The organism is Neisseria subflava (assembly GCF_024205745.1).
Taxonomy (GTDB): Bacteria; Pseudomonadota; Gammaproteobacteria; order Burkholderiales; family Neisseriaceae; genus Neisseria; species Neisseria flavescens_B.
The window spans coordinates 941,167-955,375 of the sequence record NZ_CP073117.1 but is presented as its reverse complement, the minus strand read 5'-3'; the positions used below and the strand labels follow the sequence as shown (position 1 = coordinate 955,375).

The following is a 14,209-nucleotide window of genomic DNA, read 5'->3' as shown; positions in this document are numbered from 1 at the left end:
CTGCCCCACTACGCGGATTTTTGCAATCCAAAGGCCGTCTGAAAAAGTTTCAGACGGCCTTCAATCCATCAATCAACGGATAATGCCGCGTGTGGATTGTGCAAAAAAGTCTTTAAATACCGCCAATTCGCTTTGGGTTTCGGCGCGTTTCAGAATATCTGCCTTGGCCTCTTCAAACGGAATGCCGCGATGGTAAATGGTTTTATACACATCTTTGACGGAGGCAATCTGTTCGGCCGTGAAACCGTTGCGGCGCATACCTTCGCTGTTGAGGCCGGCCGGTTCGGCGCGGTAGCCAGCAGCCATAAAGTATGGCGGTACGTCTTTGTGTACGCCGGCGGCAAACGCAGTCATGGCGTAGTCGCCGATTTGGCAAAATTGGAACACCAGCGTGTAGCCGCCCAAGACGACGTAGTCGCCGATGGTAACGTGGCCTGCAAGTGAGGCGTTGTTGGCGAAGATGGTATGGTTGCCGACCACGCAGTCATGGGCAAGGTGGCAGTAGGCCATAATCCAGTTGTCATCGCCGATACGGGTTTCGCCGATGCCGGTGACCGTACCGAGGTTGAACGTCGTAAATTCGCGGATGGTGTTGCCGTTGCCGATAATCAGCTTAGTAGGTTCGTCGCGGTATTTTTTGTCCTGCGGAATTTCGCCGAGGCTGGCAAATTGGAAAATGCGGTTGTTTTCACCGATGGTCGTATGGCCGTTGATGACGACGTGCGGGCCGATTTCGGTATTCGCACCGATTTGCACATTGGGGCCGATGATGCTGTATGGGCCGACTTTGACGCTGGAGTCGAGTTCGGCTTTAGGGTCGATGACGGCGGTCGGATGGATAAGGGTCATGCTGTCTCCTTGCTGTCTGATACAGGTATTGCCTGCAAGATGCCGTCTGAACTTTCAGACGGCCTGTCCCATTCTTACACCACGCGTTTGGCGCACATAATCACGGCTTCAACGGCAACTTGGCCGTCGACTTTGGCAACGGCGTTGAATTTGCCGATACCGCGTTTGTTGGTCAGCAGCTCGACTTCAAAAACCAGTTGGTCGCCGGGGATGACTTGGCGTTTGAAACGGGCGTCGTCGATACCGGCGAAGAAGAAGAATTCGTTTTCTTTGCGGCCGCCTTCGCTGAGGATGGCGAGTGTGCCGCACGCTTGCGCCATGGCTTCGATAATCAGCACGCCGGGCATCACGGGCAGGCCGGGAAAATGGCCTTGGAACTGCGGCTCGTTCATGGTGACGTTTTTAATCGCAGTCAGGGTTTTCATCGGTTCGAACGCAATAATGCGGTCGAGTTGCAAAAACGGATAACGATGTGGAATAAGTTTTTGAATGTCTTTGGCTTCGATCGGGAGTTGTACGTCCATGATGTTCGTCTTTCCTTGTTTGTATTGGGTTTAAACGTATTCGGATGCGGGGCGCGGACTGTTTGCACCGACTTTAGGCTTCGTCGCTGTCGGCAAGCTGTTTTTCCAGCGTTTTGAGGCGTTTGTTCATTTCGCTCAAACGGTGGATATAAACGGCATTGCGCGCCCAGTCTTTGTAGCCCGACATCGGGAAAATACCGGCCAGATGCTGGCCGCTTTCGGTAATGCTGTGAGTGACGGATGTACCGCCGCCGATGGTGGTTTTATCGGCGATTTCGATGTGTCCGACCGTGCCGACGCCGCCGCCGATAATACAATAATTGCCGATGGTGACGCTGCCGGAAATGCCGGTCTTGGCGGCGATAACGGTGTGCGAACCGATTTTGCAGTTGTGGCCGATTTGGACTTGGTTGTCGATTTTGGTGCCGTTGCCGACAGTCGTGTCGCTCATTGCGCCGCGGTCGATATTGGTGTTTGAACCGATTTCCACATCATCGCCCAGCGTGACGGCGCCGGTTTGCGGAATTTTAAACCATGAATCACCGGCAAAGGCCAAGCCGAAACCGTCCGCACCGATGACGGCGCCGCTGTGGATTTCGACACGGTTGCCCAAAGTACAGCCGTAATAGATGACAGCGTTGGGATGCAGCACGACTTCATCGCCCAACGTGCAATCGTGTTGAACAACGGCATTAGACAAAATACGGCAGCCTTCGCCCAATACGGCATTCGCGCCGATATAGGCATTCGCGCCGATTTCGCAGCTTGCCGGTACTTTGGCGCTGGCCTCGACAACGGCGGTCGGATGTACGCCGCCCTGTGCTTTGACAATCGGCGAGAACAATCGTGCCACTTTGGCAAAATAAAGATAAGGGTCGGCAGCCACAATCAGGTTGCGGCCCGCAAATTCGTCTGCGGCTTTCGGTGACACAATCACTGCGCCTGCCTGGCTGTCGTGTACTTCGGCTTTGTATTTCGGGTTGGCCAAAAAACTGATGTGCTCCGCCTGCGCCTGATCCAACGGACGGACGGCGGTAATGGCGATGTCTTCGCCTTTCCATTCGCCGCCAAGCTGGGAAACGATTTGGGACAGGGTGTACGCTTGTGAAGTCATGATAATCTGCCGTCAAGATGTCAGGCCGTCTGAAAGATGCCGATTTGGGTTTCAGACGGCCTTAGGTTTGTCTGTGTGGTTATATTCGCTGCCGAGCAGGGTCAGTGAGCGTTTAGGGCTTTGATAACGCTGTCGGTAATATCATAGCGGCCGTTGACGTAAATCACGTCCTGCAAGATGAAGTCGTAACCTTCGCGCTTGGCCAAATCGACGATGACGCGGTTGGCATTTTGCTGGAGCGCGGCGAATTCTTCATTGCGGCGCAGGTTGTAGTCTTCTGCCAACTCGGTCTGCTGCTTGCGGAATTTCTGTACCAGATTGCGCCATTTTTGGGTTTCCGCTTCCCTTTGGCTGTCGCTGAGCTTGTCGCTACTCAGTTTTCGCTCCAAAGCCTCGCCTTCCTGCTGCAGCTTTTGCAAGGCGGTTTGACGGCTTTTGAACTCTTTTTCCAAAGTCATCTGAATGTTTTGCGCCTGCTTGGATTCCTGATAAACGCGCTCGGTATTGATAAAACCGATTTTCTGCACGCCATCCGCCGCCGCTTGCGGCAACAGCACGAAACCCGGCAGGGCTACGGCGAGGACTCGGAGGGTGTCAGCTATTTTACTCATGATAAAAATCCTTGCTTGAAAACAAACGGGCGGTTTGCAATAAGCTTGCCGCCAATCTGCCATGAGGCCGTCTGAAACGGACAAACCCGGTTTCAGACGGCCTAAACATCATCAGAATGTCGTACCGAGTTGGAATTGGAAGCGTTGGATTTCGTCGCCTTCTTTTTTCTTAATCGGATAAGCATAACTGAACTTCATCGGACCCAGCGGAGAGAGCCAGGTCACGGCAGCACCGGCAGAGTAACGCAATTCGTTTTTGAATGTCGATTTGTGCGTTGTGCCTACGCCATACACGTTTTGAAGCGCGCCATTGGTGTAATAAGAATTGCTGCTGCCGTCGTTGTAGGTTTTGTCGTCCCACACACTGCCCGCATCGGCAAACAGGCTCAGACGGACGGTACGCGAGTCTTTAATGCCCGGCATCGGGAAGAGCAACTCTGCGGAAACGTTGGCTTTTTTGTTACCGCCGTAGCTGATTTTCTCGCCGTATTCGTCATAAACTTTCGGGCCCAGCGTACCGCTTTCAAAGCCGCGGACAGAGCCTAAGCCGCCGCCGTAGAAGTTTTCAAAGAACGGCATGGTTTTGGTTTTGCCGTAGCCGTTGCCATAACCGACTTCGCCACCCAGCATCAATGTGAAATCTTTGCTCAACGGGAAGAACCAAGTTTGGTTGTGGGTCAGGGTGTAGTATTGCAGGTCGCTGCCCGGCAAGGCGATTTCGCCGTTTACGCCAGTCAGGTAACCGCGGGTCGGCCACAAGGCATTGTCGGTTTTGTTGCGGCCCCAGCCGATGGTACCTTTGTACAACCAGCCTTTGAAGTTACCTACGCCGCTGCCGTCGCCTTTACCATATTGGTTGATAAAGTCGGCATAGCGTTTAGGCGCGCCTTTGTAGGTGTTCACGGTCAAGCGTTCTGCGGCCAAACCGAAGTTCACACGGTCATATTCGGTAACCGGAATACCGATACGCAAACCGCCGCCGAAAGTCGTGGTTTTATACTGTTTCGCGCTGGAAGAAGCTTTACGCGGGTCGTAAGTCTTGCCGTAAAGGTCGTAGCCCAAGCTTACGCCATCAGGTGTGAAGTATGGGTCGGTAAACGACAACGAGCCGTTTACTGTGGTTTTACTGCGGGAAGCACGCAGGGCAACGGATTTACCCGTACCGAACAGGTTGTCTTGAGCCACGCCGGCAGACATCACCAAACCGGTATCCTGAACCCAACCTGCGCTCAAGTCGAGCGAGCCGGTAGAACGTTCGGTCAGGCTCATGTTCAGGTCAACTTGGTCAGGGGTATTGGCCACAGGAACCGCATCAAATTGAACGTTGTCGAAGTAGCCCAACAACTCAACGCGCTCTTTAGAACGTTGCAGTTTGGCAGAGTCGTAAGGCGCCGATTCCATTTGGCGCAACTCGCGGCGGATGACTTCGTCACGGGTTTTGTTGTTGCCGGTAATGTTGATTTCGTTCACATAGATTTTGCGGCCCGGTTGAACGGTCAACACAAAATCAACGGTATGCGTTTCGGCATTTGGAATCGGTTGGACATTGATTTCGCTGAATGCGTAACCTGCCTGACCCATGCGGTTTTGGATGGCTTCGAGCGAATTGGACATTTGCGCGCGCTCATACCATTTGCCCGGCTTCATGGTCAGCAGTTTTTCCAAATCTTCTTTAGGCACTTCCAGCGTATCGCCTTCGATGCGTACATTGCCCCAGCGGAAGCGGTCGCCTTCGCTGACGGTTACTTTAATGGTCTGCTTGGTTTTGTCTTCGTTGGTTTGGATGTCGGTATCCAAAATACGGAAGTTGAAGTAGCCGTTGTTTTGGTAGTAATTGGTGATTTTTTCCATGTCCTGAGCAAATTTTTGCTCATTGAACTGGTTGCTCTTGGTGATCCAAGTCCACATGCCGCCTTCGCTCAGGGACATTTGTTTCATCAGACGGCGGTCGGAATAAACTTCGTTGCCCTCAAATGAAATATCGGTAATCTTGGTAGATTTGCCCTCTTCGATGGCAATATCGATAGACACGCGGTTGCGGGCGAGTTTGGTTACGGTCGGAGTGATTTGGACAGACTGTTTGCCACGGCTCAAATACTCTTCTTTCAAACCGGCAACGGCTTGGTTCAGCGTTGCTTGATTGAAGTATTGGGATTGCGCTAAACCAAATGCTTCAAGGTTTTTCTTGATGGCATCGTTTTGCAGCATTTTCGCGCCGGTAATATTGAGTGAGCTGATGGTCGGACGCTCAATCACGGTCAACAGTACTTGATTGTCCATGGTCTCGACGCGTACGTCGTCAAAGAAACCGGTTGCGTAGAGTTTTTTGATGATTTCTTCACTGCGCGCATCATTGAAATTATCACCGACTTTAACGGGCAGGTAGTTGAAGACGGTACTCGGCTCGGTGCGTTGCAGGCCTTCGACGCGGATGTCCTGAATGGTAAAGTCAGCCAATGCCATTGGCGACAGGCTCAATACCATTAAAGCGGAAGCAATCTGGTTCAGTTTCATAAATTATCCAAACAAACGGTTGATGTCATTAAAGAAAGCCACAGCCATCATCAAAAGCATGGCTGCCAGTCCGAAGCGCAGGCCGACTGCCTGTATGCGCTCGCTCAAAGGCTTTCCGCGTATCCATTCGGCGGTATAGAAAACCAGATGTCCGCCGTCTAAAACGGGTATGGGCAAAAGGTTCAACACGCCTAAGCTGATGCTGACCAAGGCCAGAAATTCGAGGTAGCTCTGCAATCCGAGTTTGGCGGATTGTCCGGCGACATCGGCAATGGTCAGGGGGCCGGAAATATGGTTTAAAGAGGCATTGCCTGTAACCAGTTTTCCGAAAAATTTGAGGGTCGTCCACGAATAGTTGACGGTTTTGTTCCAACCCAATTCAAAGGCTTGGGCAACGGAAGGCGTATAACGGTAGCGGATGGTTTTATCCCACTCTTTATCCGCCTGGGCGGCAAGCCCTGCTCTACCCACCAGTACGCCTGCCGACTGCTCGACGCTGTCCGGCCGGATAGCGGTCGCCAGTATTTTACCGTCGCGCTCGTAAGTCAGCTCGATTCGTTTGCCGGGGCTGGCGCGGAAGAGTTCCGTCCATGCCTGCCAGCTTTCGATGGGTTTCCCATCGGCGGTCAGCAGTTTGTCGTTTTCCTTCAAACCTGCTTTTTCGGCCGGACTATTGGCCAAGACTTTGCCGATGCGGTTAGTAATTCTAAAAGGCAAAAGGCCGATGTTGCCTTGGTTTTTCGCAACTTTACCTGCTTCAGGCGTGCCGGCAGCATCAATTATGCGGATAGCTTGGGTATTTGAGGCCGTCTGAACGGCGACTTTTACAGGGCCGGCTTCAAGGTTTAACACCATCTCGGTTTGCGCATCGCTCCAGTCTTTAACGGTAATTCCGTTGACCGATACAATTTTATCGCCTGCCTGAAAACCTGCTTTGGCGGCAATACTGGCAGGCTCGACCATGCCGACATAGGGGCGCAACTCGGTTACGCCGAAGGAAAAGCTCAAACCGTAAAGCAAAACGGCCAAAATCAAATTGGTCAAAGGGCCGGCAGCAACAATGGCGATACGCTTGGCCGGATGCTGCTTGTCAAAGGCGTACGGCAAATCTGCTTCCGCCACCTCGCCTTCGCGCGTATCGACCATTTTAACGTAACCGCCCAGCGGAATCGGGGCAAGACACCACTCGGTATCGCCGCGTTTTCGGGTGAAAAAGGGCTTACCGAAGCCGACGGAAAAGCGCACGACTTTAATGCCACACCAGCGGGCAACAATATAGTGTCCGAACTCATGCAGGCTGACCAAAATCAGAATGGCGACGATAAAGGCTAAAAAGGTTTGCAAAAAAATCCCCTGAATGGAATGTGATAATCAACAGATAAGGCCGTCTGAAAACCGATTATAAAGGCAGTTGTTCCATTTTGTCTGCCTAAATGCCAAGCGGTTGGCGTTTCAGACGGCCTGTCATTTAAACGGACACATCAGACAGACACAATCCGATTTTTTCAGCCGGCAGAGGAAACACGCAAAATCCGCGTCTGTGTCTCCGACCGTTGTACCAAGCGTCAAGGCGGCCGTTTGAGATTCTGTTCCGTTACGGCATTGCAGGAAATAAAGTCGCAGTCCGTCCGATGGTTTGTTGCTCTTTCCAACCTGTCTTACAGGTCTACCGTTATTTAAACAGCCAATACCCAGCATACGATAACACGCCGCCGCCTATCATCAGCCATACGGCCAATATGCCCGCTAACAGCAGCGGTTTGACACCCGCCGCCCGCACTGCCTGCCAGCGCGTCGTCAATCCCAGTGAGAACATTGCCGTGGTAAGCAGCAGCGTATCCAGCGTCAGTACTGCCCGGTAAATGTGCGGCGGAGGGGGAAACCAACTGTTGACAACCACCATCACCAGAAATGCCGGCACAAACCACGGCACGGCAAAACGTCTGCCGTTTGCCCGTCCGTCCCTGCCGCCTGTACAGGCGGGAAGTGCCAGCAGCAACGGAGCCAGCAACATCACCCTGATCATTTTGGTGATGACCGCCACATCGGCTACGACAGGGTTAACCGCCGCTCCTGCCGCCGCCACTTGCGCCACTTCATGCACGGTGGAACCGGTATAAATACCCCAGGCAAACCATGCTGCGGCAGAAGCATCGTCAGGCAGCAGCGATGCGGCCAACAGCGGATACACAAACATGGCCAGCGTACCGAACACCACCACGGTCGCCACCGCCACGCCTACATCGCGTTCCTCCGCCTTCAGCACCGGCTGCGCCGCTAATACCGCCGCCGCCCCGCATACCGCACTGCCCGCACCGACCAATGCGGCGGTTTTGGCATCGAGCCGAAACCGTCTGCCCAGCTTCACGGCCAGCAGCATGGTTCCCGCCACCACTGCCGCATCCGCCAGCAAAGCAGGCCAGCCCACATAAGCCACTTGGCTTAAAGTAAGCCTGAAACCGTAAAGCATGATGCCCACCTGCAACAACCATGTTTTGCCGAACGCAATTCCCCGCGCCCATAAGTCAGGCATACGCAGCAACAATGTATTGCCCAGCAGCATTCCGGCAACAATCGCCAAGGTGAGCGGGCTGATGCCCCAGCCGCTTAAAACGGGGGAGTGCGCCCCTGCCATACACAATACCGATGCTGCCAACAGCGGCACCAACTGCCCTATTACGAACAAACGTTTCTTCATATTACGCCTCCCGCAAAATCTGCCGCACCGTTGGTGATACCTGTTTTGCCTATTGTATTTATCTTAATGCAGCCATAAATTCCCGAGCCTGCCTTCGGGTCTCCGCATCTTGCGCCAGCAGGCCTTCGATATCGTGACGGCCGTCTGAAAAATTTTGAGCAAGGCAGTGAGCAACGACTTTGGCAATATCGGTAAACTTGATTCGTTTATCTAAAAAAGCGGCCACGGCAACTTCGTTTGCAGCGTTCAACACGCAAGGCGCGGCGCCGCCTGCATTCATGGCCTGATAGGCAAGTTTCAGACATGGAAAACGGTCAAAGTCAGGCTTTTGGAAAGTCAATGCGGACAATGCGCCGAAATCCAGCTCGCCCACGCCGGAATCGATACGTTCCGGCAGGCCCAAGCAATAAGCAATCGGCGTACGCATATCGGGATTACCCAACTGCGCCAATACCGAACCATCGCGATAACGCACCATACTGTGTATCACAGATTGCGGATGAATGACGACTTCCAGTTTTTCCGGCGGACAGTTAAACAGCCAATGCGCCTCAATCAATTCCAAGCCCTTATTCATCATTGACGCGGAATCGACGGAAATTTTGCGACCCATGCTCCAATTCGGATGCTTGACCGCCTGCTCGGGCGTAATGCTGTCAAATGTACTTAAATCGGTGTTAAGGAAGGGGCCGCCCGATGCGGTCAGGATAATCGAATTGATACCGTGCTCATTCAGACGGCCTGTGTAATCCCTTGGCAATACTTGGAAAATGGCGTTGTGTTCGCTGTCAATCGGCAAGACAGTGGCGCTGTTTTGACGGGCAGTTTCCATAAACAATGCGCCGGAAACCACCAGCGTTTCTTTGTTTGCCAGATAAATGGTTTTGCCTTTTTGAGCAGCGGCCAAAGCCGACGGCAAACCAGCCGCGCCGACAATGGCACACATCACGCCGCTGACTTCATCGGCTGAAGCCACATCAATCAGGGCTTGAGAACCATATAAAACCTGCGTACTGATGCCTTCTTGTTTGAGTTTCTTGTCCAGTTTGGCGGCATGGCCGGCATCGCCGACAACGGCATATTCCGGGCGGAACTGTTTGCATTGCGCCGCCAGCTTGTCCACCTGCCTATGCCCTGCCAGCGCGAACACGCGGAATTTCTCAGGATGACGGGAGACAACGTCTAAAGTGCTTTCGCCTATGCTGCCGGTACTGCCTAATATGGTCAGAACTTGTTGTATCATGGTGTGTTCTTTATGTGCTGTGCAAACGGTATTCATTGTGTTTGAAATAAATTTCTTTGCCGTTTTCAATTTTCAGACGGCCTTTTGCCTCCCAGCTGAAAAGGCTGTCTGAAAGAATTACTCAATGCCGTATTCGATGGTAACAACCAGTCGGACTTGCTTGCCGACGGTGCTTTTATCGTAAGAACCGCCGTACTCGTCGTCCTCGCTGCTGCCGGTGTCGGCATAGATGTTGAACGAGCCTTGCGAAGCAGAACGCATGGCGCCCACTTTGCCGCCGCCGGTTTTGGCAAACTCAGCCGCGCGTTTCTGCGCATCCTCAGTCGCCTGCGTAATCAAATCGCGTTTGATGGTTTCCAAATTGCCTAGCAAATATTGCGGATTGTCGAAGCGGATAAATTCGTTTTGCGCACGGAAATTCAAAATGGCGCGCTGGGCGGCTTGAATTTTGTCCAGTTTTTTGGTGTTGACCACAATATTGAGGTCGCCATCGTAGCCGTTGGGCGTGCGGGTTACGTTGCCCAGTTCGTCGCGGGTTTCATTGAAAACGCGCGACACTTCGGGCAGGCCCACTTTCATTTCAGCCGCCGCAAAGCCTTGCTCGCCCAAAAATTTAGACAGCTTCTTGCGTCTTGCCGTCAGCAAATCCAAAACTTCCTGGTAGCTCTCGCCGTGTGCGTTCACGCCCGTATTCCACGTCGCGCTGTCGGATTGGAAGTTTTTCTCTGCCAAACCTTTTACGGTAATTGTCCCCGGCTGGCGCAGATTCTTAAACTGCACGCCCAAAATAAACGCCGCAGCCATCAATCCCAGTGCCAACAATACGCCCAAGATCGATAAAGATGAAATCTGTTTTTGTTCGGACATAATCAGCTCCCCCAACCATGTAAGACAGGCGGTTTAAAACAAATACACAAAGGCGGCATAAATGCTGATAACGGCAATCAGACTGTCCACACGGTCGAACACGCCGCCGTGTCCCGGCAGCAGATTGCTGCTGTCTTTGATACCTGCCGCACGTTTGAGCCAGCTTTCCAGCAAATCGCCGCACACGCTGACAACGGTCAAAATCAAGCCGATAAAAATAGTTTTTAACCAGCCGGCTTCAAAAGCCAGCCAACCGGCTTTCCATACGATGGTCATGTACACGGCAACGCATAATGCGCCGCCAATCGCACCTTCCCAGCTTTTACCCGGGCTGATGGTCGGCGCAATTTTGCGCTTACCAAACGATTTGCCGCAGAAATACGCGCCAATATCGGCCACCCACACCAAACCCATAATCGCCAATAAAGACAGCGCGTCTTCAGGCTGAGGGCGCAGGTAAACCAGTGCGAACCAAAACGGCATCACCAACAACCAACCGACCGTGTAAGCCTGCCAGCCGCCGTTTAACTTCCATTTCGCTTTCAGCCACCAAGGCATGACAATCAGCCAAAACGCCAATACGACATACCAAACCAAATCAGGCAACTGCCAACCGCCGGCATAGGCAATCACGCCGAACACCAGCGTTGAAGCCAAATAATGATTGATTTTCAGCTTATCCAAGCCGCTCATGCGGGCATATTCCCACAAAGTCAGCATGGCAATCAGGCCACAAAACGCTGCCCACAGCCACATAGGTGCATAAAACAGCATACCCAGCATCAGTGGCAAAAGCCACAGCGCCGTCAAAATCCGTTGTTTCAACATAGTTCTCAACCCCGTTGCTGCTCAACCGGCAGCTGTTCGGAAGTCCGCCCGAAGCGGCGTTCCCGTTTTTGGAACGAAGCAATCGCCTCGTTTAGCGATTTCTCATTAAAATCAGGCCACAGCGTATCCGTAAAATACAATTCCGCGTACGCCATCTGCCACAGCAGGAAATTACTGATGCGCGTCTCCCCGCCGGTTCGGATAAACAAATCCGGCTCAGGTGCATCGCCCAACATCAAATAGCGCGACAACGCCTCTTCCGTAATCTCAGTGACACCTTCGGCAATCAACTGATTTGCCGCCTGCAAAATATCCCAGCGGCCGCCATAATCGGCGGCAATGCTCAAAGTCAAACCGGTATTGTTTGCCGTCAACGCCTCTGCCGCCTCAATCCCCTTCAGGATTTCAGCATTAAACCGCTCACGGCTGCCGATGACTTTCAAGCACATATTGTTATCGTGCAAACGGCGCACCTGCTTTTGCAAAGCCTGCAAAAACAGCCCCATCAGAAAAGAAACCTCTTCCTCGGGGCGTCGCCAGTTTTCAGTCGAAAAAGCAAACACGGTCAAATACCGCACACCCAGCTCAGCACAATGCTTCACCATGTTCTCCAGCGCATCCAAGCCGCGCTTATGCCCCATCACGCGGGGAAGAAAACGCTTCTTTGCCCAACGTCCGTTGCCGTCCATAATCACGGCAATATGTCGGGGGATGGCAGAGTGTTCCAAAATCGTCTGCGTACTGCTTTTCATGTCTGCCTTTCAGGGAGCAAACCGTCCAAAGGCCGTCTGAACGGTTTGCACACAGGATTAAATCGCCATCAAATCTTCTTCTTTGGCCGCCAAGAGCTTGTCTGCCTCAGCAATGTATTTGTCGGTCAATTTCTGAACCGCTTCCTCACCACGGCGGGCTTCATCTTCAGAAATCTCTTTGTCTTTCAACAATTTTTTGATGTGGTCGTTTGCATCACGGCGCACATTGCGGATAGACACACGGCCCTCTTCCGCCTCGCCGCGTACCACTTTAATCAAATCTTTACGGCGTTCCTCAGTCAACATAGGCATAGGGACACGGATCAAATCGCCGACAGAAGCAGGGTTCAGGCCCAAGTTGGAATCACGGATCGCTTTCTCAACTTTTGAAGCCATATTGCTCTCGAAAGGTTTCACACCAATCGTACGCGCATCCAAAAGCGTCACATTCGCTACTTGGCTCACAGGCACCATGCTGCCCCAATATTCCACTTCCACTTGATCAAGCAGGCCGGTATGCGCGCGACCGGTACGCACTTTCGCCAAATTGTCTTTCAATACTTCCAGAGAACGCTGCATTTTGCCTTCAGCTGTCTTTTGAATATCATTAATCATCTTATACTTTCAATTTCATAGGAATAAAACAGGATTAACCGAGAATAGTACCGTTAAACCGCCCCCACGACAAGGCTTTACGCCCCAACAGCCTTGTTTTCTAACCGATATTTAACATCAAACAAAATAAAGGCCGTCTGAAAATCTTTCAGACGGCCTTTATTGTTTCAAGCAACTACATCAACAGGGCCTTTTGGCTTGATTTATTTGCCGGCTGACCCCAAGCTGAAATCTCCCTATCATTTTCAATCGGCATCTAATTTTCATAACTCAAAAGCTAACAGTTGTACTCTTGGTAATTAAAGTTAACTCGCCCTCAATATCTACAATCACTATCTGAAATCTTCTCTCTGAAGTAATGAAGTTCGCAAGATAAATCCAAATATAGCAACCTACCTTCCTATGCAAATTTTCACATTAGTTTGCAAAATTTGTATAAAAATTGTATTACGTTATAATTGGTTTTATTCGAATACGTTATTTAATTCACCTGAAAACGAACAGATAAATGCAAATTAACTGGAGAATATCTATGAACAAATTACTCATTCTATGCTCAGCATTAGCACTTTCTGCCTGTGTTGTACCACATCCTTATACTTCAACCGAATATCAAAAATATAAACAAAGTGATTTGAAAGTACCAAATCAACCTTATCCTATACGTTTAGAAGGAGAGTTCGAGCGTAATGGTAAGTCTTTCCCCAAAGCAAATCCGGCTCTAACAAAAGCTGCCAAAATTGCACTAAACGGAACAAAGATTGTAACAGTAGATCCGCAAGCCCAAAACAGCCTAAAAATCCATGCCAACAATATCGCCAATATTGGTGGTGCAGTAGGTAACGGTATAAAAACAGGTCTGACTTTTGGATTAGCAGGCAGTACAGTTCAGGATTACTATCAATTCTACTGTAGCTACTCAGATGGCAAAAAAGAATTAAACCGTTCCGAATTTAATCACGCTATTGTGACTACTTTTGGTTTAACCTCCACACCAAAAGAGCTGACTCCCCATAGCAATCTGGATCAGGCATTTATCTCTGTAACCAAAGATATTGTCGTTAATTGCTTAGGCGACCTGCAAAACAAAGGTTTCTTGTTACCAGAAGCAGTCAATACCAATGCGAGCAGCAACTGAAATTTCTGAAGATGTTGCCAAAGCTGCCATGATGAAGCTGAATATGGCAACTCCAGGTCAATGTTCCAAAGCTCATCCCTAAAGCGATCCGTACTTGACATAAAAAGGCCGTCTGAAAATCTTTCAGACGGCCTTTTCCTTATTCACATCCTACTCTCTATTCCGCTCATTCCAAAAGTAACGCCATACGAAGCATGGGAAAGCAAAAATCAGGTAGAGGCAGACAACGGTCGCGTAAAACTCCCAGTCTTGGGCATGCACGGCTCCTGCGCGCGATTCGAGGATATAGGCGAGGATCGCGGTAAGAAGGAAACCTGCCAGCAATTCGATTAAGTGATGGCCGATGTGTTTGCGTTTCAGGGTGATGATGCCGAAGAATTTGGTGGTAATAAATGGCGCGTTGGCAAAGATAAGTGCCAACAGCAAAAGAATGTACATGGATGCGGTCATGATAGT

Annotated in this window: 14 protein-coding genes; 1 reads left to right on the top strand and 13 read right to left on the bottom strand. The window is 51.2% G+C overall.

What is annotated here, in order from left to right:
* Positions 1 to 72 precede the first annotated feature (72 nt).
* The 12 genes from lpxA to frr all read right to left on the bottom strand — a co-directional run bounded on the left by lpxA (position 73) and on the right by frr (position 12,615).
* The gene (gene lpxA / locus KCG55_RS04715; RefSeq protein ID WP_003681706.1) at positions 73 to 849 is read right to left on the bottom strand and encodes an acyl-ACP--UDP-N-acetylglucosamine O-acyltransferase; all 777 of its coding nucleotides are present in this window, start codon (positions 847 to 849) and stop codon (positions 73 to 75) included.
* A gap of 74 nt (positions 850 to 923) precedes the next feature.
* A complete protein-coding gene (gene fabZ, locus KCG55_RS04710; RefSeq protein ID WP_254323524.1) occupies positions 924 to 1,373 on the bottom strand; it encodes a 3-hydroxyacyl-ACP dehydratase FabZ in 450 nt (149 codons plus the stop codon).
* A gap of 73 nt (positions 1,374 to 1,446) precedes the next feature.
* A complete protein-coding gene (gene lpxD, locus KCG55_RS04705; RefSeq protein WP_254323523.1) occupies positions 1,447 to 2,487 on the bottom strand; it encodes a UDP-3-O-(3-hydroxymyristoyl)glucosamine N-acyltransferase in 1,041 nt (346 codons plus the stop codon).
* Between the two features lie 101 nt (positions 2,488 to 2,588).
* Positions 2,589 to 3,098, bottom strand: a complete 510-nt coding sequence (locus KCG55_RS04700; RefSeq protein ID WP_049335761.1) for an OmpH family outer membrane protein — start codon at positions 3,096 to 3,098, stop codon at positions 2,589 to 2,591.
* A gap of 111 nt (positions 3,099 to 3,209) precedes the next feature.
* Positions 3,210 to 5,612, bottom strand: a complete 2,403-nt coding sequence (gene bamA, locus KCG55_RS04695) for an outer membrane protein assembly factor BamA (RefSeq protein ID WP_254323522.1) — start codon at positions 5,610 to 5,612, stop codon at positions 3,210 to 3,212.
* 3 nt (positions 5,613 to 5,615) lie between these two features.
* Positions 5,616 to 6,956 (bottom strand): RIP metalloprotease RseP, encoded by a 1,341-nt coding sequence (gene rseP / locus KCG55_RS04690; RefSeq protein WP_254323521.1) that lies wholly within the window; start codon positions 6,954 to 6,956, stop codon positions 5,616 to 5,618.
* A gap of 328 nt (positions 6,957 to 7,284) precedes the next feature.
* A complete protein-coding gene (locus KCG55_RS04685; RefSeq protein ID WP_254323520.1) occupies positions 7,285 to 8,310 on the bottom strand; it encodes a YeiH family protein in 1,026 nt (341 codons plus the stop codon).
* A gap of 58 nt (positions 8,311 to 8,368) precedes the next feature.
* The gene (gene ispC / locus KCG55_RS04680; RefSeq protein ID WP_254323519.1) at positions 8,369 to 9,553 is read right to left on the bottom strand and encodes a 1-deoxy-D-xylulose-5-phosphate reductoisomerase; all 1,185 of its coding nucleotides are present in this window, start codon (positions 9,551 to 9,553) and stop codon (positions 8,369 to 8,371) included.
* 117 nt (positions 9,554 to 9,670) lie between these two features.
* Positions 9,671 to 10,420 carry an SIMPL domain-containing protein gene (locus tag KCG55_RS04675; RefSeq protein ID WP_003686550.1) on the bottom strand — a complete coding sequence of 250 codons (750 nt, stop codon included), beginning with the start codon at positions 10,418 to 10,420 and terminating at the stop codon, positions 9,671 to 9,673.
* A gap of 33 nt (positions 10,421 to 10,453) precedes the next feature.
* The gene (locus KCG55_RS04670) at positions 10,454 to 11,248 is read right to left on the bottom strand and encodes a phosphatidate cytidylyltransferase (RefSeq protein ID WP_049328736.1); all 795 of its coding nucleotides are present in this window, start codon (positions 11,246 to 11,248) and stop codon (positions 10,454 to 10,456) included.
* A gap of 5 nt (positions 11,249 to 11,253) precedes the next feature.
* The gene (locus tag KCG55_RS04665; protein WP_254323518.1) at positions 11,254 to 12,000 is read right to left on the bottom strand and encodes an isoprenyl transferase; all 747 of its coding nucleotides are present in this window, start codon (positions 11,998 to 12,000) and stop codon (positions 11,254 to 11,256) included.
* A 57-nt stretch (positions 12,001 to 12,057) separates the two neighbouring features.
* The gene (frr, locus tag KCG55_RS04660; protein ID WP_049332978.1) at positions 12,058 to 12,615 is read right to left on the bottom strand and encodes a ribosome recycling factor; all 558 of its coding nucleotides are present in this window, start codon (positions 12,613 to 12,615) and stop codon (positions 12,058 to 12,060) included.
* A gap of 532 nt (positions 12,616 to 13,147) precedes the next feature.
* Between frr and KCG55_RS04655 the strand changes: the two genes are divergently transcribed.
* Positions 13,148 to 13,753: a hypothetical protein gene (locus tag KCG55_RS04655; RefSeq protein WP_254323517.1), complete on the top strand. Its 606-nt coding sequence runs from the start codon at positions 13,148 to 13,150 to the stop codon at positions 13,751 to 13,753.
* 150 nt (positions 13,754 to 13,903) lie between these two features.
* Here KCG55_RS04655 and KCG55_RS04650 read toward each other — a convergent pair whose 3' ends face one another.
* A complete protein-coding gene (locus KCG55_RS04650) occupies positions 13,904 to 14,203 on the bottom strand; it encodes a DUF2818 family protein (RefSeq protein ID WP_107723882.1) in 300 nt (99 codons plus the stop codon).
* Between the last annotated feature and the right edge of the window lie 6 nt (positions 14,204 to 14,209).

Excerpts from the sequence above, each read along its gene's own strand:
- lpxA (WP_003681706.1), bottom strand. The coding sequence starts at position 849 with ATGACCCTTATCCATCCGACCGCCGTCATCGACCCTAAAGCCGAACTC.
- fabZ (WP_254323524.1), bottom strand. The coding sequence starts at position 1,373 with ATGGACGTACAACTCCCGATCGAAGCCAAAGACATTCAAAAACTTATT.
- lpxD (WP_254323523.1), bottom strand. The coding sequence starts at position 2,487 with ATGACTTCACAAGCGTACACCCTGTCCCAAATCGTTTCCCAGCTTGGC.
- KCG55_RS04700 (WP_049335761.1), bottom strand. The coding sequence starts at position 3,098 with ATGAGTAAAATAGCTGACACCCTCCGAGTCCTCGCCGTAGCCCTGCCG.
- bamA (WP_254323522.1), bottom strand. The coding sequence starts at position 5,612 with ATGAAACTGAACCAGATTGCTTCCGCTTTAATGGTATTGAGCCTGTCG.
- KCG55_RS04685 (WP_254323520.1), bottom strand. The coding sequence starts at position 8,310 with ATGAAGAAACGTTTGTTCGTAATAGGGCAGTTGGTGCCGCTGTTGGCA.
- ispC (WP_254323519.1), bottom strand. The coding sequence starts at position 9,553 with ATGATACAACAAGTTCTGACCATATTAGGCAGTACCGGCAGCATAGGC.
- KCG55_RS04675 (WP_003686550.1), bottom strand. The coding sequence starts at position 10,420 with ATGTCCGAACAAAAACAGATTTCATCTTTATCGATCTTGGGCGTATTG.
- KCG55_RS04670 (WP_049328736.1), bottom strand. The coding sequence starts at position 11,248 with ATGTTGAAACAACGGATTTTGACGGCGCTGTGGCTTTTGCCACTGATG.
- KCG55_RS04665 (WP_254323518.1), bottom strand. The coding sequence starts at position 12,000 with ATGAAAAGCAGTACGCAGACGATTTTGGAACACTCTGCCATCCCCCGA.
- frr (WP_049332978.1), bottom strand. The coding sequence starts at position 12,615 with ATGATTAATGATATTCAAAAGACAGCTGAAGGCAAAATGCAGCGTTCT.
- KCG55_RS04655 (WP_254323517.1), top strand. The coding sequence starts at position 13,148 with ATGAACAAATTACTCATTCTATGCTCAGCATTAGCACTTTCTGCCTGT.
- KCG55_RS04650 (WP_107723882.1), bottom strand. The coding sequence starts at position 14,203 with ATGACCGCATCCATGTACATTCTTTTGCTGTTGGCACTTATCTTTGCC.